The organism is Gemmatimonadales bacterium, from assembly GCA_030697825.1.
Taxonomy (GTDB): Bacteria; Gemmatimonadota; Gemmatimonadetes; order Gemmatimonadales; family JACORV01; genus JACORV01.
This window is the reverse complement of the sequence record JAUYOW010000163.1, coordinates 1-20,011: the sequence shown is the minus strand read 5'-3', so window position 1 is coordinate 20,011 and position 20,011 is coordinate 1. Positions and strand designations below refer to the sequence as shown.

Here is a 20,011-nt window from a genome sequence, read left to right as displayed (position 1 = left end):
AACCGAACGATCACCCGGCACCACAGGAGCGCCTATGTCACTTGCCCCGATCAACCTCAAGAAGTGGGTCGACGAGCACCGCGACCTGCTCAAGCCGCCCGTCGGCAACAAGATGGTGTGGGCCGACCGCCAGTTCCTCGTGATGGTCGTGGGCGGCCCGAACCAACGGAAGGACTACCACGTCGAGGACGGCGAGGAGTTCTTCTTCCAGGTCGAGGGGGACATCGTCCTCAAGGTGATCGAGGACGGCGTGAAGCGCGACATCCCGATCCGCGAAGGTGAGATGTTCCTCCTGCCGGCGGGCGTTCCACATTCGCCCCAGCGCCCCGCGAACACCGTCGGCCTGGTGATCGAGCGGGTCCGCGAGGAGGGCGAGCACGACCACTTGCGGTGGTACTGCGAGAGCTGCAACTCGGTCGTCCACGATGCGGAGTTCCAGCTGGTGGACCTGGGCAAGCAGCTCAAGCCGATCATCGAAACGTACTACCGGGACGAGAAGCTGCGGAAGTGCCCGAAGTGCGGCGCGGTGATGGAGGTGCCGGCCCCCGCCAAGACGTGAGCGGCGGGCGGGCCGTAAGCGTGGCGCCGCTCAAGATAGACCTGCACACCCACATCCTTCCCGAGACGTGGCCGGACCTGCGCGAGCGGTACGGCTACGGCGGCTTCGTGCAGCTCGACCACTACCAGCCGGGCTGCGCGCGCATGATGGTGGACGGCCGCCTGTTCCGCGAGATCGGCGACAACTGCTGGGACCCGGAACGCCGCATCGAGGATTGTGACGGCGCCGGCGTCGGCGTTCAGGTGCTCTCCACGGTGCCGGTGATGTTCAGCTACTGGGCGAAGCCGGAGCACGGGCTCGACCTCTCGCGCTTCCTCAACGACCACATCGCGGAGGTCGTCCGGAGCCACCCGAAGCGCTTGGTTGGCCTCGGCACGCTCCCGCTCCAATCGCCCGACCTCGCGGTCCGCGAGCTGGAGCGCTGTGTGCGCGAGCTGGGTTTGGCGGGGGTCGAGATCGGCACCCACGTCAACGCGTGGAACCTGGACGAGCGCGCGCTATGGCCCGTGTTCGAGGCGGCGGCGGACCTTGGCGCCGCGGTCTTCGTTCACCCGTGGGACGTGGTCGGGGCCGAGCGGATGCCGAAGTACTGGCTCCAGTGGCTGGTCGGCATGCCGGCGGAGACCGCCCTCGCCATCTGTTCGGTGATCTTTGGCGGGGTGCTCGAGCGCCTGCCGGCGCTGCGGCTTTGTTTCGCTCATGGCGGCGGCTCGTTCATCGGCACGCTGGGACGCATCGAGCACGGCTTCCACGCCCGGCCCGACCTCTGCGCGGTGGACAACCCGGTGAATCCGCGCGCCTACCTGGGCCGATTCTACCTCGACTCGATGGTCCACGACGCCGACATGCTGCGGCAGACGATCAAGCTGGTGGGCGCCGAGCGCGTGGCGCTCGGCTCGGACTATCCGTTCCCGCTGGGCGAGGCGGTGCCGGGGCGGCTGATCGAGTCGCTCGCGGAGCTCGACGCGGCGACGAGGGACCGGCTGTTCGCCGGCACGGCGCTCGAGTTCCTGGGGAGAACGCGTGACGCATTCGTCTGATGAGGCGTACGCCCGCCGGCTCGACGCCGAGGACCCGCTCGCCGGGTATCCCGATCGCTTCCACATCCCGGCGGGCCCGGATGGCGCTCCGGCCATCTACCTGTGCGGCAATTCCCTCGGCCTGATGCCGAGGGCGGCGCGCGACGTCGTCGAGCAGGAGCTGCACGATTGGGAGACGCTCGGCGTGGAGGGCCACTTCCAGGCCAAGACGCCCTGGTACTCGTACCACGAGCAGTTCCGGGACAGCGGGGCGCGGTTGGTGGGCGCGAAGCCCGGCGAAGTCGTGATGATGAACGGCCTCACCGTGAACCTGCACCTCATGATGGCGTCGTTCTACCGGCCGACGCCGGAGCGCCACAAGATCCTCGTGGAAGCGCCGGCTTTCCCCTCCGACAGCTACGCGGTCCAGTCGCAGCTCGTGCACCACGGGTACGGCGCGGAGGAGGGTCTCGTCGTCGCGCGCCCGCGGCCGGGCGAAGATGCACTCCGCACCGAGGACATCGAAGCGCTGCTCGCCCAGCGAGGCGCTGAGATCGCGCTGGTGCTGTTGGGCGCGGTGAACTTCCACACCGGCCAGCTCCTCGCCATCCCTCGCATCACGGCGGCCGCCAAGCGCGCCGGCGCCATCATCGGTCTCGACCTCGCGCACGCGGCGGGTAACGTGCCGCTCGCGCTGCATGACTGGGACGTGGACTTCGCCGCCTGGTGTTCCTACAAGTACCTCAACGCGGGGCCAGGCGCCGTCGCGGGATGCTTCGTTCACGAGGCGCACGGGCGCAGCCGCCTGCCGAGGTTCGCCGGCTGGTGGGGCAACGACCCCGCGACGCGCTTTCGCATGCACCGGGAGGAAAGGTTCGCCCCGCGCGATGGCGCGGACGGCTGGCAGCTCTCCAACCCGCCCATCCTCTCGCTGGCGCCGCTCGCGGCCTCGCTCGCGATCTTCGACGAGGCCGGGATGCCGGCCCTGCGCGCCAAGTCGGAGAAGCTGACGGGATACCTGGAGCATCTGATCGACGGGATCGGGAGTCCGCGCATCGCCCAGATCACGCCACGCAAGCCCGCCGCACGCGGCTGCCAGCTCTCGCTCAAGGTTGCCGATCGCGGCCGCGGGTTGTACCAGCGCGTCCGCGCCGCGGGCGTGGTGTGCGACTTCCGCGAGCCCGACGTGATCCGCGTGGCGCCGGTGCCGCTCTACAACACCTTCCACGAGGTCTGGCGCTTCACCCGGATCCTCGCGGGGGCGCTCGCTTGAGCGCGCCGAAGCAGCGGTTCACGGTGCTCGGCGCCGGCCTCGGCGGGGCTCTGATGGCGGTCTACCTGGGCCGTGCCGGGTACGAGGTCCTGGTGATCGAGCGGCGGCCGGACGCCCGGAAGGGGTCGGGGGATCGCGGGCGGTCCATCAACCTCGCCATCTCCACGCGCGGCATTCACGCCCTCGGGCAGGTCGGCCTCGCCGACCAGGTCTTGGCGATGGCGGTCCCGATGCGCGGGCGGATGGTCCACGCGCTGGACGGTCATCTCGCGTTCCACCCCTACAGCCCGGACGGCGGGCAGTGCCTCAACTCGGTGTCGCGGCAGGGGCTCAACAACGTGCTGCTCGACGCCGCGGAGGCGCTGCCCAACGTGCGGCTGCACTTCGGCATGAAGTGCGAGGGCGTGGACCTCGACGCGGGCACCGCGACCGTCGAGGGCGCGGCTACCGGCGCCTCCCGGACCACCCCGCCCGGCATCCTGATCGGGGCGGACGGCGCCTTCTCGGCGGTGCGGCGCGAGATGCAGCGGCTCGACCGGTTCGACTACTCGCAGACCTGGGAAGCGTACGGATACAAGGAGCTGACGATGCCGGCGGCGGCGGGCGGCCGCCACGCGCTGCCCGCGAACGCGCTGCACATCTGGCCGCGCGGCGGCTACATGCTCATCGCGCTCCCCAACGCCGAAGGCTCCTTCACCTGCACCCTCTTCTGGCCGCTCGAGGGGCCGAGCAGCTTCGCGTCCGTGAAGACGGCTGGTGACGTGGCGCGGTTCTTCGAGTCCAGCTTCCCCGACGCGGTGTCGCTCATGCCGGGACTCGCGGAGGACTACTTCGCCAACCCGACCGGATCGCTCGTGACGGTGCGGTGCCGCCCCTGGCGCTACCGGGACCGCGCGGTACTCTTGGGCGATGCCTGCCACGCCGTCGTCCCGTTCTACGGGCAGGGCGCGAACGCGGCGTTCGAGGACTGCGTGGTGCTGGACGAGTGCCTCCGGGCCCACGCACCGGACGTCGCGGCGGCGTTCGAGGCCTACGAGGTGCGACGGAAAGAGGACGTGGACGCGTTGGCGAACCTGGCGCTCGCCAACTTCGTCGAGATGCGCGACACGGTGGCGTCCACGCGGTTCCACCTGATGAAGCGGCTCGAGCACGCGCTGCATCGGGCGTTCCCGACGTGGTTCGTGCCGCTCTACAGCATGGTGACGTTCTCGCGCACGCCCTACGCCGAGGCGGTTCGGCGCGCGGAGCGGCAGTGGAAGGTGGTCCGGTGGGCGGCGGGCGCGGGAGCGCTCCTGCTGCTCTTGCTCATGCTTTCAATCGTGGTGTGACATGGCCCTGACGTACAGCAAGTACCTCAAGCTCGACCAGCTCCTCGGCCTCCAGGCGCCGCGCTCGGACCCCGAAGAACACGACGAGATGCTGTTCATCGTCATCCACCAGGTCTACGAGCTGTGGTTCAAGCTGTTGCTGCACGAGATCGACCGCTGCAAGCGGGAGTTCACGTCGAACGAGATCTTCGCGGCCATCGCGCGGTTCAAGCGGATGCGCACCGTGCTGAAGACGCTGGTCGAGCAGATCGACATCCTGGAGACGATGAGCCCACTCAGCTTCTTGGCATTTCGCGACCGGCTCGAGACGGCGTCCGGCTTCCAGTCCGCGCAGTTCCGGCAGGTCGAGTTCGTGCTCGGCTTCAAGCGGCCGGAGATGCTGAAGCACTACGAGGGTGAGGGCGCGCTGTACGAGGCGGTCGCGAAGCGGCTGCACGAGCGTTCGCTCGTCGACCACTTCTACGACCTACTCGCGGCCCTCGGGATCGACATCCCGGACGAGCTGAGGAACAAGGACGTCACGGCGGCCAACGGCCCGCACGAGGCGATCCAGGATGCCATCATCCGCATCTACGAGGTCGAGCCGGCGATGCTGGTGCTGGTGGAGCTGATGACCGACTTCGACGAGGGGTTGCAGGAGTGGCGGTACCGGCACGTCAAGATGGTGGAGCGCACCATCGGCAACCAGCGCGGCACCGGCGGCTCGCCCGGCGTGGAGTTCCTGAAGCAGTCGCTCTTCCAGCCGGTCTTCCCGGACCTCTGGGCGATCCGGTCGAAGCTCTAGGCTAGACCTCCGCGACCACCTTCAGCTCGACCGCGATCAACGTGGGGAGCGCGCCGACTTCGACCGTGGTGCGGGTGGGCCGGTTGGTGGGGAAGTACTCCGCGTAGATCTTGTTGAACACCGGGAAGTCGTTCTTCATGTCGGTCAGGAACACCGTCACGTCAACGATCTTGTCCCAGCCGGAGCCCGCGTCTTCCAGGACCAGCCGCACGTTCTCCAGCGCGGCGCGGGTCTGCGCCGCGATGTCGTAGGAGACGACCACGCCCTGGTCGTTCGTGGTCACACCGGGGATCCCTGAGGTACCGCGCTTCCTTGGCCCGATGCCGGCCAGGAAGAGCAGGTTGCCCACCCGCCGGGCGTGCACGTAGGCGCCCACCGGCTCGGGCGCGCGGCCGCTGGTGATCGCGTCGCTCATGGCCGGAGCGCCACGCAGACGTTCTTGGCTTCGGTGAAGAAGTCGAGCGCTTCCTCGCCTCCTTCGCGTCCCACGCCGCTGCTCTTCACGCCGCCGATCGGCACGCGCAGGTCACGCAGCATCCAGCAGTTCACCCACACCGTGCCGCACGCGAGCTGGTCCGCCACGCGGTGCGCGCGGGTCAGGTTCTCGGTCCAGACCGTGGCCGACAGGCCGTACGGCGTCCCGTTGGCCCATTCGACCGCCTGCGCTTCGTCGTCGAACGGGATGATCGTGACGACCGGGCCGAACACCTCTTCCTGATTCACCCGGCAGCCGGCGTCGAGGCCGGTGATCACCGTGGGTTCGATGAAGTAGCCGCCCCCGCACCGCTCGGGGAGCTTCGGGGGCGGGCCGCCGCCGCAGAGCACCCTCCCGCCTTCCTGCTTCGCCACCGCGAGATAACCGCTCACCTTCTCGAAATGGGCCTTCGACACCAGCGCACCTTGATCGGTCACGGGCTCCAGCGGGTCGCCCACCTTGAGCTTCCGGGTCTCCGCCACGAACCGTTCGACGAACCTGTCGTACGCGCCCCGCTCGACCAGGATGCGCGAGCCGCAGTGGCAGATCTCGCCCTGGTTGGTGAACGCCGCCCGCACGCTCTCCGGCACGGCGCGCGTGAAGTCGGCGTCGCCGAAGATGATGTTGGGGTTCTTCCCGCCCAGCTCGAGCGCGAGCTTCTTGAACGACGGGCCGGCGCGGCGGGCGATGTCGGCGCCGGTCGCGGTGCCGCCCGTGAATGAGATCGCGCCGATCTTCGGGTGACTCGTGACGGCGGCGCCCACCTTGGCGCCCCGGCCGTGCACGATGTTGAGCACGCCCGGCGGAAGACCCGCCTCGATGCACACCTCCGCCAGCAAGTGCGCCGTCATCGGCGTCAACTCGGACGGCTTCGCTACCGCCGTGTTCCCGGTCGCAAGCGCCGGCGCGACCTTCCACGACAGGAGGTAGAGCGGAAGGTTCCACGGGGAGATGAGGCCCACCACGCCGATCGGCCGGCGCAGCGTGTAGTTGAGCGCGCGGTGGTCGGTGGCGTGCGCTTCGGAGCGGGTGTGGAGGATGGCGGTCGCGAAGAACCGGAAGTTGGCGATCGCGCGAGGGATGTCGACGCTCGCCGCGAGCTTGATCGGCTTCCCCGTATCCACGCTTTCGGCGCGCGCGAACCTCTCCAGGTCCGCCTCGATCAGGTCCGCGATCTCCAGGAGCACGCGCGACCGTTCTGCCGCCGGGGTCGCCGACCAGGCGGGGAACGCCCGCGCCGCGGCGTCCACCGCGCAGCTGACGTCGCGCTCGTCGCCGTCGGGGAGGCGGGAGTAGACCTGGCCGGTCGCCGGCTCCACGTTGTCGAGCCAGGTGCCCGACGATGGATTCACCAGCGACCCACCGATGTAGTTCTGGATCGAGATCATGCGGCCGGGGTGCGCGGAGCTGGCGTCATGGTCGGCGCAAGCTGCCGCGCCGTCCCGGCCGGGTCAAGTGCGCGGGCGTCGGTGCGGTGCTACGGCCGGCGCGGCCTCGGGGTCGAGGGCGCGGGAGCGCTTGGCGGCGTCTGGACGCGAAGCGTGCGCCGTTCACCCGCGCGCATCACGGTGACGCTCAGCGCGCCGGGTGGGCTGGCGCGAGGCGTGCCTCGGCGGGACGCGGCCGTGAGGCCCGCGACGCTCTGACCGAGGGAGTGGCCGTTCGCCTCCAGCAGGACGTCGCCCGCCTCGATGCCGAGCGAGTCGGCGTGCGAGCGCGGCACGACATCGAGCACCAGCAGGCCCGACGTCGCCCCGAAGGTGCGGCCGAGCCCGGCGTTGATCGGATACGCAGTCACACCGTACACGAAGTCCCCTTCGCGGGTGAACGCGCTGCCGGCGGTGATGGGCGCCCCGGACGGGTATGCGTACGAGTAGCCGGGCGCGCGACCGCGCGGCCGCAGCGCGACCCGCACGGAGAGGTCCCCGGCGCTTACGACCACTTCGCTGTCGCCGATCACATCCGTGTTGACGGGCCCGCGGGCGCGCGCCTCGACGATCGCGTCGCCGAGCCGGCCGCTGTAGCGCAACCCGCCGGACCCACGGAAGAGCGTGTAGGGCGGCGTTGGCGGCGTCGGAGGCGTCGGCGCCGTTGGGGCTGTTGGTGCCACCGGCGGCGTTGGTGGCGTCGGAGGCATGAGCCCTGTGAAAACCTTTCCGCTCGGGCGTGGTGTCGACGGCCAGTCGCTCAAGGCGCGGCCGGACCGCCTGAGCGCGGCCCGCATCGTGCTCTCGGCGGTGGCCATGCGACTCCGTACCACCTCCGTCATCTCGAAATCGCGGCGGCTCATCTCGCGTTGCAGGCGCGAGATCTCCTGCGCGGCACGCGCCATCTCCTGGCGCGACTGGTCGAGCCGATGCAGCTGCGAATCCTGGAGCAGGCGCATGCGCTCGGCCCGCGAGTCCTGGAGCAGCCGCAGGCGCTCGGCCGTGGCGGCCATCGCCGCGCTCTCGGGCCGCTCGGTAGCGGTCATGCGCGCCTCGCGCTCGCGTCCGTCCCGACGATACGTGAGCCGGATGCGCTGCCCCGGTGCCACCCGCGCGAACGCACGGCCGCCTTCGTCGGACGTGAGGCGCTGGCCGTCAATGGCGATGAGGGTGTCGCCGTTGCGGAGGCCCGCGCGATGGGCCGGGCTTTCCGGATCGACCCCGTACACGGTCGGCGGAGCGCTGAACCACCACCGGCCAGGCTCGCTCAGCGACCTACGCAGCGTGCAGTTGTCGCACGAGAGCCCGATGCCGAGCCAGCCCTCCTGGCCCTCCTGCACGCCTTCGCCGACGCCCTCTCCTACGCCGCTACCCACCCCGGTCCCGCGGACGCGGCTGCCTTGCACGCTCTGGCCCGCGAGCGGCATCGCCCACAGCGCCAGCGCCATCACGAGGATCGTCCGTCCCATCGCCATCCGTCCTTTCATCGTCAGAACCACACCACGGACCGGGACGGCGGTGCCGGTCGCTGCAGTTGCGAACGCTGGTCAAGGCCACGCAGGACCGCTCCCGCGAGCGGGTCGTCCGGCGCGAGATGCACGATCTCCTCGGCCGCGGCGCCCAGGATCTGGAGCGCCGCCTCTCGCGCCTTGGCGCGTGATGCCACGTCGGAGGTGTCGCGGAGCTGGGCGAGCAGTGTCAACGCGTTGACATAGTTGGAGCCGGCGCGCTCGACATGCCCGGCAAGAGCGGCCGCGGAGACGTTCTGGCCCGCGCTTACGAGCAGCACGGCGTTTCGGGTGCCGAGGTACTGGCCGAGCGCCATTCCGCTGGCGAAGAGGGCGAGGCTCGCCGCCACGGCGCCCACCAGCCACGGCCCACTCCACCGAGGGCGACGGGCCGCGGTGATCGGTGTCGGCAGATGGCCGTGAGCACGCAGCAGCGCCACCGTCCGGTCCTCTAAGGAGCGCGGGGGCATCTGCTCGCGAGGCAGAGCGTCGAACGCCTGCTGCTCGGCGGGACTAAGCGTGTCGGGGGGATCGACGTCATGCATGGGCTCGTTCCTTTCTGGCGCCCAGCGTGGCGCGGATCGCGCGCCGGGCGTGAAACAGCTGCGACTTGGAGGTGCCGACCGAGACTCCCAGGTGCTGGGCGATCTCGTCGTGCTTGTACCCCTCCACATCGTGGAGCACCAGTACCGTTCGATAGCCGTCGGGGAGCGTGGCGATGGCCCGCTCCAGGTCCATCGGCTCGAGACGCTCCAGTGGCGGGGCCGCCGCCGGCGGCTCGTTCTCCTCGGGCCACTCGACTTCGCGGCGCCGGCCGCGCTTGCGCAGGGTCTCGCGGGCCACGTTGAGCCCGATGGCCGACAGCCAGCTCCCGAACGAGGCCTCCCACCGGAACCCGCCGAGCCGCTCGGTGGCCTTCAGCCACGTATCCTGCACGATGTCCTCCGCGTCGGCCTCCACGCCTCCCACGAACCGGAGCACCAGCTGGAAAAGCCGGGGCGAATGCCGGCGATAGAGCTCCCGGAACGCCAGCTCGTCGCCCGCCAATACCTGGTCGGCGAGAGCGCGGTCTAACTCGGCCACGCGGCCTTCGGCACTCGGGCTGGACGGCGAGCCATGTGTCTGGTCCTTAGTTGCCCGGCGCGGCTGGTTGGTTGGCCGATGGGGAGCGGGGAGCGGGGAGCGGGACCAATGGTGCCCGACGCGGCGAAGCTGCTCGGGAACGACACACCAAGGTACCGCTCCCCGCTCCCCGCCTTTCCGGCACCCGAATCTGGCCCCTCACTTGCCGCGTATGTTATTGTTCGGCGCTGATCTACGAAGCATGCGACGCGGGAGTGTCATGGGCAAGAAGCCGAAGCCGGAGCCGGCCGTCGAGGATGTTGCGCCGGGGGCAGAGGGGCTCGATAACATCGAGGCTGAGGACGCGGCCCGGGCTGCCACGGCATCCGGAGCGGCGGTGCTCGAGCCGGTCGAACAGGCGGTGGTCCGTCTGGAGCGGGAACTGGCCGACTGGAAGGACCGGGCGCTTCGCGCCGCCGCCGAATTCGAGAACTTCCGCAAGCGCGCGGCCCGCGAGCGCGACGAGATGTGGAACCGTGGCCAGGTGGAGGTGATCGGCGGCATCCTCGAGGTCGTGGACGACCTGGCCCGCGTGGCGCACCTGGACCCTGCCCAGACCACGGCCGGGGCACTGCACGAGGGTATGGGCCTCGTCGAGCGCAAGTTCCTCAAGGTGCTCGAGGGCGTGGGCCTGGAGCGCGTGGATCCCGCCGGACAACCGTTCGATCCACACAGTCACGAAGCGGTGACCACGATGCCGGCGGCGTCCGCCGAGGCGGATCACACGGTGGGCGCTGTCTTCCAGGCCGGCTATCGCTTCCGCGGTGCGCTGCTCAGGCCGGCGCGCGTGGCAGTGCTGCAGTGGACCGGGCCCGCCGGGGATGCACCAGCGGCCGAACCACCCGCCGAGGAGGCGGCGAGCTAGGCGATGTCGCAGCAGAAGGACTATTACCAGATCCTTGGTGTCGCCGAATCGGCGACGCACGACCAGATCAAGCGCGCCTACCGCAAGCTGGCCAAGCTGCACCATCCCGACGCGCATCCCAACGACAAGAAGGCGGGCGAGAAGTTCAAGGAGATCTCCGAGGCGTACTCGGTGCTCTCCGACGCCGAGAAGCGGAAGCAGTACGACCGCCTCCGGAAGTACGGCGGCTTCGCCGGCGTGGGGACTCGCGGGTCGGGCGGCGGCGCCCGGCCGGGTCCGACCTCCGGCGGAGTCCGGTACGAGGACCTTGACCTCAAGGACTTCGGCGGGTTCGGCGGGATCGGGGACATCTTCTCGTCGATCTTCGGCGGAGAGGAGAAGCGCGCGGGTCAGGGCCGCGCGGAAACCGTCGAGACCGTCGTCACTATCCCGTTCCGGGTGGCGGCGCTCGGAGGAAAGGTGCCGGTCGTAGTGCCCGTGACCGAGGCCTGTCCCACCTGCGGCGGTTCCGGCGCCCCTCCGGGCGCCACGCTCGCCGTTTGCCAGGAGTGCAAGGGAACGGGGCAGGTCTCCTTCGGCTACGGCGGCTTCGCGGTCAAGCGGCCGTGCCCGGCGTGCCGCGGCAGGGGCAAGATCCCCTCGCAGCGGTGCGGCACCTGTCAGGGCCTGGGCGACGTACGCACTGAGAAGCGCCTGATGATCGAGGTCCCGCCGGGCACGGACGACGGCACCAGGATGCGGCTCAAAGGCCGGGGCGCGCAGGCGAAAGCCGGCGCGGCCGGCGATCTCCTCATCGCCTTCCAGGTCGAGCCCGACCGGTTCTTCCGCCGCGATGGTCTCGACGTCGAGTGCTCGATCCCCATCAACCTCGCCCAGGCTGTGCTCGGCACCAGGCTCAAGGTGCGCACGCTCGACGGGAAGCACGTGGTGCTCCGGATCCCGCCCGGCACTCAGCCGGGACGCAAGTTCCGCATCAAGGGGCAGGGGATCGAGAAGAACGGCGCGCGAGGCGACCAGCTGGTCGAGATCAGCCTGGACGTTCCGACGAAGCTCTCGCCGGAACAGGAAGCCAAACTGAAGGAATTCGCCGACGCGGCCGGCCTGAGGTACTGACGGCCGGCGCCCGTTCATGCTGTCCGTCCGGCCATACGCTCGCTAGCATTGTCCGATGCCTGTGCTCACCCGCTGGTTCCTGAAAGCCGCGCTCCTGTATCTCGTGGCCGCGCTCATCACGGGTGTGGTCCTGGCGCTGCCCGCTTCGAGAGCGTCCCCCGCCATCGCGGCGTTGACACCGGTCTACTTCCATCTGCTGATGGTGGGCTGGGTGACCCAGATGATCTTCGGCGTCGCCTACTGGATGTTCCCGCGGCGGAAGACGCCGGCGCTGGTGGGCCCGGAGTGGCCGGGGTGGCTGGCGTTCGGGGCCTTGAACGCCGGCCTGGTGCTTCGGGCGGTGGCCGAGCCCGTGGTCGCCGGGCCCCACGTTCCGGTCATGGGTGCGCTGCTCGCCGTTTCCGCGGTGCTCCAGCTCGCCGCGGTCGCGGTCGTCGCCGTTGGTCTCTGGCCGCGCGTGAAGGAACGCTGAGGTGCCGAGGCTCAGCGTCTGGCTGGTGCGCACCGCCCTGGTCCAGCTGGTCATCGGCGCGGCGCTGGGAGCGCTGTACCTCGCGTGGAAGGGGTTCGGCGTTCCCGCGTTCGCCCCGTCACTGCTCCCGCTGCACGTCGAGTGCGTGCTGGTGGGCTGGGTCATCCAGTTCGTGCTTGGCGTGGCCTACTGGATCCTTCCCCGGCGCGCGGACGAGCGCACCGGCCCGGGCGACGGCGCGATCTGGCTGGCCTACGTCCTGGTGAACGGCGGAGTGGTCGCGGTGGGGGTCGCTCCGCTGCTGGGTGCGCTGTCCTCGGTGGCGCTTGCGGGACGGGTGGCCGAGCTCGCGGCGGCCGCTGCCTTCGCGACGCACGCCTGGCCGCGGGTCCGCCCCTACGGCGCGGGCCGGGCCCGGGCGGCCGGCGCGTAAGCCGGCGGGTTCGCCTTCCGGCTCCTACCTCGCCCTCAGCGCGTTCAGGATCACCGCCGCATCCAGGGCTTCCTGCATCACCGCGCCCAGCGCCGGCGTCAGCAGGCCGAAGCTCGCCACCACCATCAGCGCGAAGCTCATGCCCAGCCCCACGCCGATGCTTTGCAGCGCCACCCGCCGCGTGCGGCGGCTGATCTCGATCGCGTCGGCCACGCGCGAGACGTCGTCCACCAGCAGCACGATGTCGGCGGCTTCGGCGGCGGCCGCGGGTCCGTGGGCGCCCATGGCCACCCCGACGGTGGCCGCCGCGAGCGCGGGCGCGTCGTTGATCCCGTCCCCGACCATCAGCACCGAGCCGTGCTGCCGCCGCAGGGTGCCGATGGCTTCGACCTTGTCGGCCGGGAGGAGGTCGGCCCGCACCGCGCCGATGCCGGCGTGCTCCGCCATCGCCATGGCGGCGGGCCGCCGGTCGCCGGTCAGCATCACCGTGTGCTTGATGCCGAGCGCGGCGAGCCGGCGCATGAGCGACGGCACTTCGGGCCGCAGCTGGTCCGCGAAGAAGACCTCGCCGGCGAGGCGGCCGTCCACGCACACCTGGGCCGACGTCTCCGTGTCGCGGACCGGCGCCGTGGCGATGCCGCGGCCCCGGAAGTAGGCGGCCGATCCGACCTCGACCCGGCGCCCGTCCACGAGGCCCGAGACGCCCAGGCCGGGGGACTCCAGGAAGTCGGAAGGCTGGGGCAGGGGGCCGAGCCGGTCGCGCCCCGCCCGCGCGATCGCCTGGCCGAGGTGGTGGGAGGAGAGCTGCTCGACCGCGGCGGCCAGGCGGAGCACGTCGTCCGGCGGAAAACCGTCGGCGGAAGTGACGCGCTCCACCCTGGGCTTGCCCAGGGTGAGGGTCCCCGTCTTGTCGAAGACCACGGCGGCGACCCGGCCGGTCTCCTCGATCGCCGCGCCGTGCTTCACGATGATGCCTGCCCGCGCGGCGCGGCCGATGCCCGCGATCACGGCGACGGGCGTCGCGAGGATGAGCGGGCAGGGCGTCGCGACTACCAGGACGGCCAGGACGTCCGCTACGTGCCCGGTGATCCCCCAGGCCACGGCGCACATGACGAGCGTGAGCGGCGTGAACCAGACGGCGTAGCGGTCCGCCAGCCGCTGGATGGGCGGTCGCTCCCTGCGCGCACGCTCCACCAGCCGCACGATCTGCTGGTACTGGCTCTGTGCCGCCGGGCGGGTGGCCCTGAGGCGCAGCGCGCCCTCGAGGTTGACGCTGCCGCTCATCAGCGCCGTCCCGGGTACGGCCCGGGCCGGCAGCGGCTCGCCGGTGAGCGCCGACTGATCCACCGATGACGTGCCTTCGACGACGTCGCCGTCCACCGGGACCAGGTCGCCTGGTCGCAGCACCAGCACGTCGCCGGTCCGGACGTCGTCCACGGGAACGTCCGTGATCTGGGCGTCCGTCACGCGGTGGGCGATCTTGGGCGCGCGGGCGAGCAGCGCCTCGAGCGACGCCGAGGCGCGGTGCATCGCGAACCGCTCGAGCGCCTCGCCCCCCGACTGCATGAGGACGATGACGGCGCCGGCGAAGTGCTGGCCCAACAGGATGGCGGTGACGATAGCGAGCGCGGCGACGATGTCGGCTGCGAACCGGCCGCGCAGCATGCCCGCGACCGTCGTCACGACGAGCGGTGTCCCGCCCAGGACGAGCACCGCGGCGAACAGGCCGCGTGCGACCGCGGGTGCGTCGAGGAGGAACTGCGCGAGGAGCGCCGCGGCGATACCCAGCGCGGCGCCTGCCGCGACCGGATACCGGCGCAGCGCCGGGATCACGACCCGTCCGCTTCCGGGACCTGGAGCTTGAACCCGACGCCGCGCACCGTGTGGATGAGGTCCGCCTCGGCGGCGCGCTTGAGCTTCCGGCGGAGATTGCCCACGTGGACGTCCACCACGTTGCTCTCCGGATCGAAGTGCATGTCCCACACCTTCTCCAGCAGCTCGGTGCGCCTCACCACCTCCTCCGGCCTGAGCAGGAAGTGCTCCAGGAGGTGGAACTCCTTGGGCGACAGCTCCAGCGCCTTCCCCTTCACGCGCACCTTGTGCTTGAGCCGGTCCATCTCCACCGGCCCGTAGGCCAGGACCTCGGTGCGGCCGGCGCCGCCGCGCCGCATCAGTGCGCGCACCCGGGCGAGCAGCTCGTCGAACTTGAACGGCTTGGTGAGGTAGTCGTCGGCGCCGGCGTTGAGCCCGCGCACCACGTCCTCGGTGGCGTCACGGGCGGTCAGCATGAGGATCGGGGTGCCCCGCCCTTCGCGCCGCAGCTCGGCGGCCACCTGGAGGCCGCTCTTCTTCGGCATCATCACGTCGAGCAGGATGACGTCGTAGTCGTAGACGTGGGCCAGCATCGTCCCCTCGTCGCCGTCCTGCGCGACGTCCACCGCGTACCCCTCTTCACGGAGCCCCTGCTCGATGAAGCCGGCGACCTTCCGGTCGTCCTCGATCACCAGGATCTTCATTGGCTCAGCCTGCCTCGCCGAGGTTGGATGGCTTCCGATGCCGCCGCGGGGCGTGCATCATCCCTGCGGCGGGACGGCGGGGATCGCGACCGTGAACGTCGCCCCCTTGCCTAACGCTGATGACACGCTGAGCCGTCCGCCCAGCAGCTCGGCGAGCCGTCGCGACACCGGCAGGCCGAGGCCCGAGCCGAGTCCGGACTCGGGGTCCACCCGGATGTAGGGCTCGAAGATGCGGTCCTGCTCCTCGCTGGGGATCCCCTTGCCGCGGTCGATCACGTGGATGAGGATCTCGTCCGCCGTGGTCTCGGCCCGCACCACGATCGTCTCGCCGGCGGGGCTGTGGCGGACCGCGTTGCTCAGCAGGTTGACGATGATCTGCTCCAGGCGCAACGGGTCGGTGCGGCACGCGGGCTCGGGCTTCCCGTATTCCTCGCGGATGGTGACGCCTTTCGAGTCCGCGACCGGTTGCACGAACACCCGCGCCCGCGTCACCACGGCGGGGATCCTCGCGTCGCGCCAGACGGCCTGCACCTTGTCGGCGTCTAGGCGGGAGAGGTCGAGCAGGTTGTTCATCAGCGTGACGGTTCGTTCCGCCGCCTCGTATACCTCCTTCGCGGCTCGCGAGATGGCGCCGGAGGCCTTGGTTCGCACCAGCTGTTCGGCCCACCCGTAGACGCCGGTGAGCGCGTTGCGCAGCTCGTGATTGATCATCGCGAAGAACTGGTCGCGCTGGCGCTGCATCGTCTGGACGCGGTCCAGGAGCTGGGCGCTCTCCACGGCCACCGCCGCCTGCGCGGCCAGCATCACCGCGATGGACTCGTCTTCGGGGCTGAACTCCTCGGCCCCGATCTTCTCCGTCAGGTAGAGGTTCCCGAACACCCTGCTTCGCGCGATGATGGGCACGCCGAGAAACGCGTTCATGTGGGGATGATGGGGCGGGTAGCCGTACGAGGAGGGATGCCCGGCGATGGAGCGGATGCGAATCGGCCTGGCCTCGCGTATCACCAGGCCGAGCAGCCCGCGGCCCTGCGGCACCGCCCCGATGCGGTCGCGCTCCGCCTGTGAGAGCCCCGACGTCACGAACTGGACCAGCGACCTGCCGTCCTCGCCCAGCACCCCGAGCGCGGCGTACCGAGCCCCCACCACGTCCCGCGCCGAGTCCACGACCTGCTGCAAGAGGTCGTCGAGCGCATGCTCCGAGGAGATGGCGACGCCGGCGGCGAGCAGCCTCTCGAAGCGCGACCGCACGCGGGTGACCTCGGCCTCGAGGTCGTGGTTGGATGGGTCGGGGCGTTCAGCGGGCAGGGAAGCCTCGGCGCGGGCGGCCGCGGGCCGCGTGGGTGTGGCGGTAACCTATGCCTCCCGCGCCGATTCGGCGAGAGCGCGGCGGCGCCGGGCCGTCACCGTGCGCCGGCCTCCCAGGGCATTTCATCCATGGCCAACCGGCGGCGTTCCGCGTTACTGGGCCGGTGCACCGGGACCACCAGGGTGAGCGTCGGCAAGAGGTGCAGCAACCGCTCCGAGGTGCTTCCGATCAGCAGCCGGTCCACCCACCCCTTCCCGTGCGAGCCCACGACCACGAGGTCCGCGCGCCACTGCTCGACCTCGTTCACGATCACGGCGGCCGAGCGGCCGCGCCGCATCACGGTCTCCACCCCCGCGAGCGTGACCAGCGGCCAGACCCTGGACTCGACGTACTGCTCCGCGCCGCGGTAGCAGTCGTCGTCCGGAACGTCGACCGGGAACCCGGGGATCACGGGGATCGGTTCCACGACGTGCATCACCCGCAGCTGGGCGCCGAAGAGTTTGGCGAACCGCTCGCCGGCCTCGATCGTCGGCTTCGCGGCGTAGGAGAGGTCCACCGCCACCAGCACGCGCTGGAAGCCGCCCGACGAGCCGTCGGTCGCCATCAGCGGCACGTCGCAGGTCCGCACGAGGTGCGGGATCGTGCCGCTGAAGAGCCGCGCCACGCCCCGATGGTGCTTGCCGCCCAGCAGGATCAGCCCGGCGCCCAGCTCCGCGGCCACTTCCGCCAGCACCAGCGGCGCCTTTCCGATCCGGACCACGAGACCGGCGAGAAGAGTTTGCGGGACGTTGCCCTCGAGCGCGCCGGTGATGAGCGTTCGCGAGTGCTCGATCGTCGCCTGTCTCAGACCCTCATCGTCGGTCCACAGCTCCGGCACGCTCGTCGCGTTGCCGTAGTCCGGCGCCGCGTACACCAGCGTGCATCCGGCGCCGGAAGCCTGCGCTATCACGTATCCTGTGACGGCCGCGCGCACCGATTCCGGCGAGCCGTCCACTCCCACGACGATCGGCTTCCAGTCCATACCCACAACTCCGGGCTCGCGTCCCTTTCTCCCACCCTTCTGCTTCACGATACTGCCGATCAGGTGAACTCCCGCCCAACGGGAGATGAAGACCTCTTCACATCAGGTCGAGCTGCCGGTCGTGGCGCCGGGAGAGGAGCACCTGCGCCGCGACGGCGCCGATCAGCGCGAGGAACATGTCCCACTGGGTGTCCCAGACGTCGCCCTGAGTGCCCAGGAAGTCCGTCGCGGCCTCGCCGCCCAGGACGGCGCTCCACCACTCGACGAACTCGTAGCACGCGCTGATCGCGAGGGCGATGCTCGCCACGATGCCGAACAGCCACTTGCCGGGTTTGAGTGGCGAGCGCCGGAGGAGGAGCTCGCGGGCGATCAGCGCCGGCACGAACCCCTGAGCGAAGTGGCCCAGCCGGTCGTAGTGGTTGCGCGCCAGGCCGAAAAGCTCCTGGACCCAGAAGCCCAGTGGCACCCGGGCATACGTGTAGTGCCCGCCGACCAGGAGGATGAGGGCGTGGATGAAGATGAGCCGGTAGAGCAGGGGCGTGAGGGGGAACCGGCCGGCTGTGACCACCAGCACCGGCACCCCGATGAGCAGCGGCGCGACCTCGAGGACCCAGGTCGTCCAGTCGTACGGATGAACGGCCGACACGGCCAGCAGGGCGGCGCCGGCAAGGAGCAGTACGATGGGCTCTGGATGGCGTGACATGGGCCTCCCTTGGGCCCCAAAATGCAGTGCATTGTGGTTTGGGGGCAACCGGGTTAGGATTATTGCGCGCTATCTGCGCGGCCTATCGTGAGGGCTTTGATCACGAACACCAACGTAGTCGGCGGCACGGCACTGACCGGACTCCGATTACACATCCAAAGAGGAGCAGGTCAGTATGCGTACCACCGGCAAAGTGAAGTGGTTCAACGACGCGAAGGGTTTCGGTTTCATCACCCCGGAGAATGGCGAGAAGGACTGTTTCGTCCATCACTCCGCGATCAAGGCCGATGGCTTCAAGAGCCTCGCCGAAGGTGAGCGCGTTGAGTTCGACGTCGTCCAGGGCCAGAAGGGCCCGGCGGCCGAGAACGTGGTCAAGCTCGGCGCCGCGTAAGGCCGCGCACCAGATGATGCAGGCCGGCTTGCCGCAAGGTGAGCCGGCCTCATCTTTTGTGGGACCGCCGGACGGCAGGCCACGTGCGGCGCGCTTCGGCCAGCGAGAGATCATCCCGTGACCCGACTTCCGAGCCTCTCAGCGGGCGACGATTCGGGCCGGCACGATCCTATTCCGGCACCGAGACCAGGGCCCTCACGTCGTCCGCGACCCGCATCGGTCGGCCGGAGTGGGGGTCTATCGGGAACCACACGGTGCGCGCCCGCGCGAGGAGCCGCCGGTCTTGAGCCCGCAGGATCTCGGTGTGGCGTTCGAAGGTATTCTTCGATGCCGGGCCCACCCAGGTCCGGGCGACGATCCCCTCGCCCAGGAGCGCCGCGTGCTGGTAGTCTATCTCGTGCCGGACGACCACCCAGACCACGCCGGCCTGCTGGGCCGGTGTAGTGAGCGCAAACCAGTGCGCGATCGCGACCTCCTGGACCCAGCGCAGGTACACGACGTTGTTCACGTGACCCAGCTCATCTATGTCCGCTTCCCGGACCTCGATGGCGAGTTCAAACTTTGCGGTGGGCAACTCCGCTACTCGAGCGGGATGCGGCTCTTGTTCTGCGCCAGCCACTGGTCGAAGGTCTGGAGCGCCGGGTTGAGGGCGCGGGCGACGTCCAGGTTGCGGGCGCCGCAGTAGTCCTTCTCGAAGTCGCGCTTGAACTGGAACATGTTGCCGAGGTCCTCGGCGCCCGGGAAACCGAAGCTGCGGTAAACGTCGGGAGTCACCGCGTTGTAGCGGACGTCCTGGCCCAGCGCCTTGGTCAGCGAGGCGGCCATCTGCGTACCAGTCAGGTGCTCGCCGGCCACGCCGACCGTCTTGCCCATGAACTCGCCGCCCCGCTGGAAGATGCCGAAGGCGCACTTGCCGATGTCCTCGGCGGTCATACTCGGCATCTTCTTGTCGCCCATCGGCAGGGTGAACGCCAGTTTGCCGTCGGGGCCTTTCTTGGGGCCCATGCCGAAGTAGATGAGGTTCTCCCAGTACCACGACGTCAGGAGGAACGTGGTCGGCACCCCCAACTCGGTGAACGAGGCGTTGGCCTCGCCCTTGGAGTCGAAGTGCGGGACCTTGTACTTGCCCATCAGCGTGGGCATGCGGTTGTCGCCCAGCGGCACCCATTTGCGGGTGTCCTCGAAGGTGGACCAAATGGCGTGCTTGACGCCCGCGTGCTTCGCGGCCTGGGCCATGGCGCGGGCACCCGCGATTTCCTTCTCGGGCGAGAAGTGCGCCCAGAAGAAGGTTACGCAGTAGACGCCGTGCACGCCCGCGAACGCCCGCTTGAGGCTCTCGAGGTCGTCGAGGTCGGCGGCTACCACCTCGGCGCCTTGCGCCGCCAGGGTCCGTGCCTTGTCGGAGTTGACGTCGCGGGTCAGCGCGCGCGCCATGAAGGAACTGCCCTGGTCGTTCAGGATGGCGCGGACCAGTCCGCCGCCCTGGGCGCCGGTCGCGCCCATCACCGCGATGATCTTCTTGTCGGCCACGTGGATTCCTCCTCATGAGTGCCGGTAAAGGGTGCCGCACGTCTCCGTTCCGACGTGGCTTCCACACCGGAGGATATCACTTCGCGGGCTTTTCGGTAATGCAAGCTTAAGGCATCAAGCCCGTACCCGCCGGCCGCGCTCCCGTTCGAGCCGCTGCGCCAGGAAT

At 70.0% G+C, this 20,011-nt stretch carries 22 protein-coding genes; 10 read left to right on the top strand and 12 right to left on the bottom strand.

Translation table 11 applies throughout. The features are described from left to right. Positions 1-34: 34 nt before the first annotated feature. The 5 genes from Q8Q85_08950 to Q8Q85_08930 are packed head-to-tail and all read left to right on the top strand — an operon-like array spanning position 35 to position 4,963. On the top strand, positions 35-559 hold the full coding sequence (locus tag Q8Q85_08950) for a 3-hydroxyanthranilate 3,4-dioxygenase (protein MDP3774381.1): 525 nt from the start codon (positions 35-37) through the stop codon (positions 557-559). 20 nt (positions 560-579) lie between these two features. Next, on the top strand, positions 580-1,599 hold the full coding sequence (locus Q8Q85_08945) for an amidohydrolase family protein (protein ID MDP3774380.1): 1,020 nt from the start codon (positions 580-582) through the stop codon (positions 1,597-1,599). Further along, positions 1,583-2,851: a kynureninase gene (gene kynU, locus Q8Q85_08940; protein ID MDP3774379.1), complete on the top strand. Its 1,269-nt coding sequence runs from the start codon at positions 1,583-1,585 to the stop codon at positions 2,849-2,851. The genes Q8Q85_08945 and kynU overlap by 17 nt, the downstream gene beginning before the upstream one ends. Next, entirely contained in the window at positions 2,848-4,179 is a 1,332-nt protein-coding gene (locus tag Q8Q85_08935) for an FAD-dependent monooxygenase (GenBank protein MDP3774378.1), read from the top strand. Before kynU ends, Q8Q85_08935 begins: the two co-directional genes overlap by 4 nt. 1 nt (position 4,180) lies before the next feature. Then, a complete protein-coding gene (locus Q8Q85_08930; protein ID MDP3774377.1) occupies positions 4,181-4,963 on the top strand; it encodes a tryptophan 2,3-dioxygenase family protein in 783 nt (260 codons plus the stop codon). A gap of 1 nt (position 4,964) precedes the next feature. On the opposite strand, the gene Q8Q85_08925 is transcribed toward Q8Q85_08930, so the two are convergent. The 5 genes from Q8Q85_08925 to Q8Q85_08905 all read right to left on the bottom strand — a co-directional run bounded on the left by Q8Q85_08925 (position 4,965) and on the right by Q8Q85_08905 (position 9,456). After that, the gene (locus Q8Q85_08925; protein MDP3774376.1) at positions 4,965-5,378 is read right to left on the bottom strand and encodes a RidA family protein; all 414 of its coding nucleotides are present in this window, start codon (positions 5,376-5,378) and stop codon (positions 4,965-4,967) included. Beyond that, complete coding sequence (locus tag Q8Q85_08920; GenBank protein ID MDP3774375.1) at positions 5,375-6,826, bottom strand: aldehyde dehydrogenase; 1,452 nt, start codon at positions 6,824-6,826, stop codon at positions 5,375-5,377. The genes Q8Q85_08925 and Q8Q85_08920 overlap by 4 nt, the downstream gene beginning before the upstream one ends. An 89-nt stretch (positions 6,827-6,915) precedes the next feature. Next, entirely contained in the window at positions 6,916-8,352 is a 1,437-nt protein-coding gene (locus tag Q8Q85_08915; protein ID MDP3774374.1) for a PDZ domain-containing protein, read from the bottom strand. Positions 8,353-8,354: 2 nt separating this feature from the next. Continuing rightward, the gene (locus Q8Q85_08910; protein MDP3774373.1) at positions 8,355-8,918 is read right to left on the bottom strand and encodes a hypothetical protein; all 564 of its coding nucleotides are present in this window, start codon (positions 8,916-8,918) and stop codon (positions 8,355-8,357) included. Next, a complete protein-coding gene (locus tag Q8Q85_08905; protein MDP3774372.1) occupies positions 8,911-9,456 on the bottom strand; it encodes an RNA polymerase sigma factor in 546 nt (181 codons plus the stop codon). The genes Q8Q85_08910 and Q8Q85_08905 overlap by 8 nt, the downstream gene beginning before the upstream one ends. A 241-nt stretch (positions 9,457-9,697) precedes the next feature. Between Q8Q85_08905 and Q8Q85_08900 the strand changes: the two genes are divergently transcribed. Genes Q8Q85_08900 through Q8Q85_08885 form a run of 4 tightly spaced genes read left to right on the top strand, consistent with a single transcriptional unit; the run spans position 9,698 to position 12,378 of the window. Next, positions 9,698-10,360: a nucleotide exchange factor GrpE gene (locus Q8Q85_08900; GenBank protein MDP3774371.1), complete on the top strand. Its 663-nt coding sequence runs from the start codon at positions 9,698-9,700 to the stop codon at positions 10,358-10,360. A 3-nt stretch (positions 10,361-10,363) separates the two neighbouring features. Then, entirely contained in the window at positions 10,364-11,473 is a 1,110-nt protein-coding gene (locus tag Q8Q85_08895) for a J domain-containing protein (protein MDP3774370.1), read from the top strand. Between the two features lie 55 nt (positions 11,474-11,528). Continuing rightward, the gene (locus tag Q8Q85_08890) at positions 11,529-11,945 is read left to right on the top strand and encodes a hypothetical protein (protein ID MDP3774369.1); all 417 of its coding nucleotides are present in this window, start codon (positions 11,529-11,531) and stop codon (positions 11,943-11,945) included. A gap of 1 nt (position 11,946) precedes the next feature. After that, on the top strand, positions 11,947-12,378 hold the full coding sequence (locus Q8Q85_08885) for a hypothetical protein (GenBank protein MDP3774368.1): 432 nt from the start codon (positions 11,947-11,949) through the stop codon (positions 12,376-12,378). Positions 12,379-12,402: 24 nt separating this feature from the next. On the opposite strand, the gene Q8Q85_08880 is transcribed toward Q8Q85_08885, so the two are convergent. The 5 genes from Q8Q85_08880 to Q8Q85_08860 all read right to left on the bottom strand — a co-directional run bounded on the left by Q8Q85_08880 (position 12,403) and on the right by Q8Q85_08860 (position 17,924). Continuing rightward, the gene (locus Q8Q85_08880; protein MDP3774367.1) at positions 12,403-14,211 is read right to left on the bottom strand and encodes a heavy metal translocating P-type ATPase; all 1,809 of its coding nucleotides are present in this window, start codon (positions 14,209-14,211) and stop codon (positions 12,403-12,405) included. Further along, positions 14,208-14,894: a response regulator transcription factor gene (locus tag Q8Q85_08875; GenBank protein ID MDP3774366.1), complete on the bottom strand. Its 687-nt coding sequence runs from the start codon at positions 14,892-14,894 to the stop codon at positions 14,208-14,210. The genes Q8Q85_08880 and Q8Q85_08875 overlap by 4 nt, the downstream gene beginning before the upstream one ends. 57 nt (positions 14,895-14,951) lie before the next feature. Continuing rightward, positions 14,952-16,142, bottom strand: coding sequence for a GAF domain-containing sensor histidine kinase (locus tag Q8Q85_08870; protein ID MDP3774365.1), 1,191 nt, complete (start codon positions 16,140-16,142; stop codon positions 14,952-14,954). Between the two features lie 152 nt (positions 16,143-16,294). Further along, positions 16,295-17,221: a universal stress protein gene (locus tag Q8Q85_08865; protein ID MDP3774364.1), complete on the bottom strand. Its 927-nt coding sequence runs from the start codon at positions 17,219-17,221 to the stop codon at positions 16,295-16,297. A gap of 97 nt (positions 17,222-17,318) precedes the next feature. Continuing rightward, complete coding sequence (locus tag Q8Q85_08860; GenBank protein MDP3774363.1) at positions 17,319-17,924, bottom strand: DUF2238 domain-containing protein; 606 nt, start codon at positions 17,922-17,924, stop codon at positions 17,319-17,321. Positions 17,925-18,099: 175 nt separating this feature from the next. Between Q8Q85_08860 and Q8Q85_08855 the strand changes: the two genes are divergently transcribed. Next, a complete protein-coding gene (locus Q8Q85_08855) occupies positions 18,100-18,315 on the top strand; it encodes a cold-shock protein (GenBank protein MDP3774362.1) in 216 nt (71 codons plus the stop codon). Positions 18,316-18,484: 169 nt separating this feature from the next. Here the strand turns inward: Q8Q85_08855 and Q8Q85_08850 are convergent, their stop codons facing one another. Both Q8Q85_08850 and Q8Q85_08845 read right to left on the bottom strand, forming a co-directional pair. Beyond that, positions 18,485-18,889, bottom strand: coding sequence for a thioesterase family protein (locus tag Q8Q85_08850; protein MDP3774361.1), 405 nt, complete (start codon positions 18,887-18,889; stop codon positions 18,485-18,487). A gap of 5 nt (positions 18,890-18,894) precedes the next feature. Further along, positions 18,895-19,845, bottom strand: a complete 951-nt coding sequence (locus Q8Q85_08845; GenBank protein MDP3774360.1) for an NmrA/HSCARG family protein — start codon at positions 19,843-19,845, stop codon at positions 18,895-18,897. Positions 19,846-20,011 lie beyond the last annotated feature (166 nt).

What these genes read in the sequence shown, in the direction of transcription:
- Q8Q85_08950 (MDP3774381.1), top strand. Translation starts at nt 35, where the DNA reads ATGTCACTTGCCCCGATCAACCTCAAGAAGTGGGTCGACGAGCACCGC.
- Q8Q85_08860 (MDP3774363.1), bottom strand. Translation starts at nt 17,924, where the DNA reads ATGTCACGCCATCCAGAGCCCATCGTACTGCTCCTTGCCGGCGCCGCC.
- Q8Q85_08920 (MDP3774375.1), bottom strand. Translation starts at nt 6,826, where the DNA reads ATGATCTCGATCCAGAACTACATCGGTGGGTCGCTGGTGAATCCATCG.
- Q8Q85_08910 (MDP3774373.1), bottom strand. Translation starts at nt 8,918, where the DNA reads ATGCATGACGTCGATCCCCCCGACACGCTTAGTCCCGCCGAGCAGCAG.
- Q8Q85_08865 (MDP3774364.1), bottom strand. Translation starts at nt 17,221, where the DNA reads ATGGACTGGAAGCCGATCGTCGTGGGAGTGGACGGCTCGCCGGAATCG.
- Q8Q85_08915 (MDP3774374.1), bottom strand. Translation starts at nt 8,352, where the DNA reads ATGAAAGGACGGATGGCGATGGGACGGACGATCCTCGTGATGGCGCTG.
- Q8Q85_08875 (MDP3774366.1), bottom strand. Translation starts at nt 14,894, where the DNA reads ATGAAGATCCTGGTGATCGAGGACGACCGGAAGGTCGCCGGCTTCATC.
- Q8Q85_08895 (MDP3774370.1), top strand. Translation starts at nt 10,364, where the DNA reads ATGTCGCAGCAGAAGGACTATTACCAGATCCTTGGTGTCGCCGAATCG.
- Q8Q85_08855 (MDP3774362.1), top strand. Translation starts at nt 18,100, where the DNA reads ATGCGTACCACCGGCAAAGTGAAGTGGTTCAACGACGCGAAGGGTTTC.
- Q8Q85_08930 (MDP3774377.1), top strand. Translation starts at nt 4,181, where the DNA reads ATGGCCCTGACGTACAGCAAGTACCTCAAGCTCGACCAGCTCCTCGGC.
- Q8Q85_08925 (MDP3774376.1), bottom strand. Translation starts at nt 5,378, where the DNA reads ATGAGCGACGCGATCACCAGCGGCCGCGCGCCCGAGCCGGTGGGCGCC.
- Q8Q85_08900 (MDP3774371.1), top strand. Translation starts at nt 9,698, where the DNA reads ATGCGACGCGGGAGTGTCATGGGCAAGAAGCCGAAGCCGGAGCCGGCC.
- Q8Q85_08890 (MDP3774369.1), top strand. Translation starts at nt 11,529, where the DNA reads ATGCCTGTGCTCACCCGCTGGTTCCTGAAAGCCGCGCTCCTGTATCTC.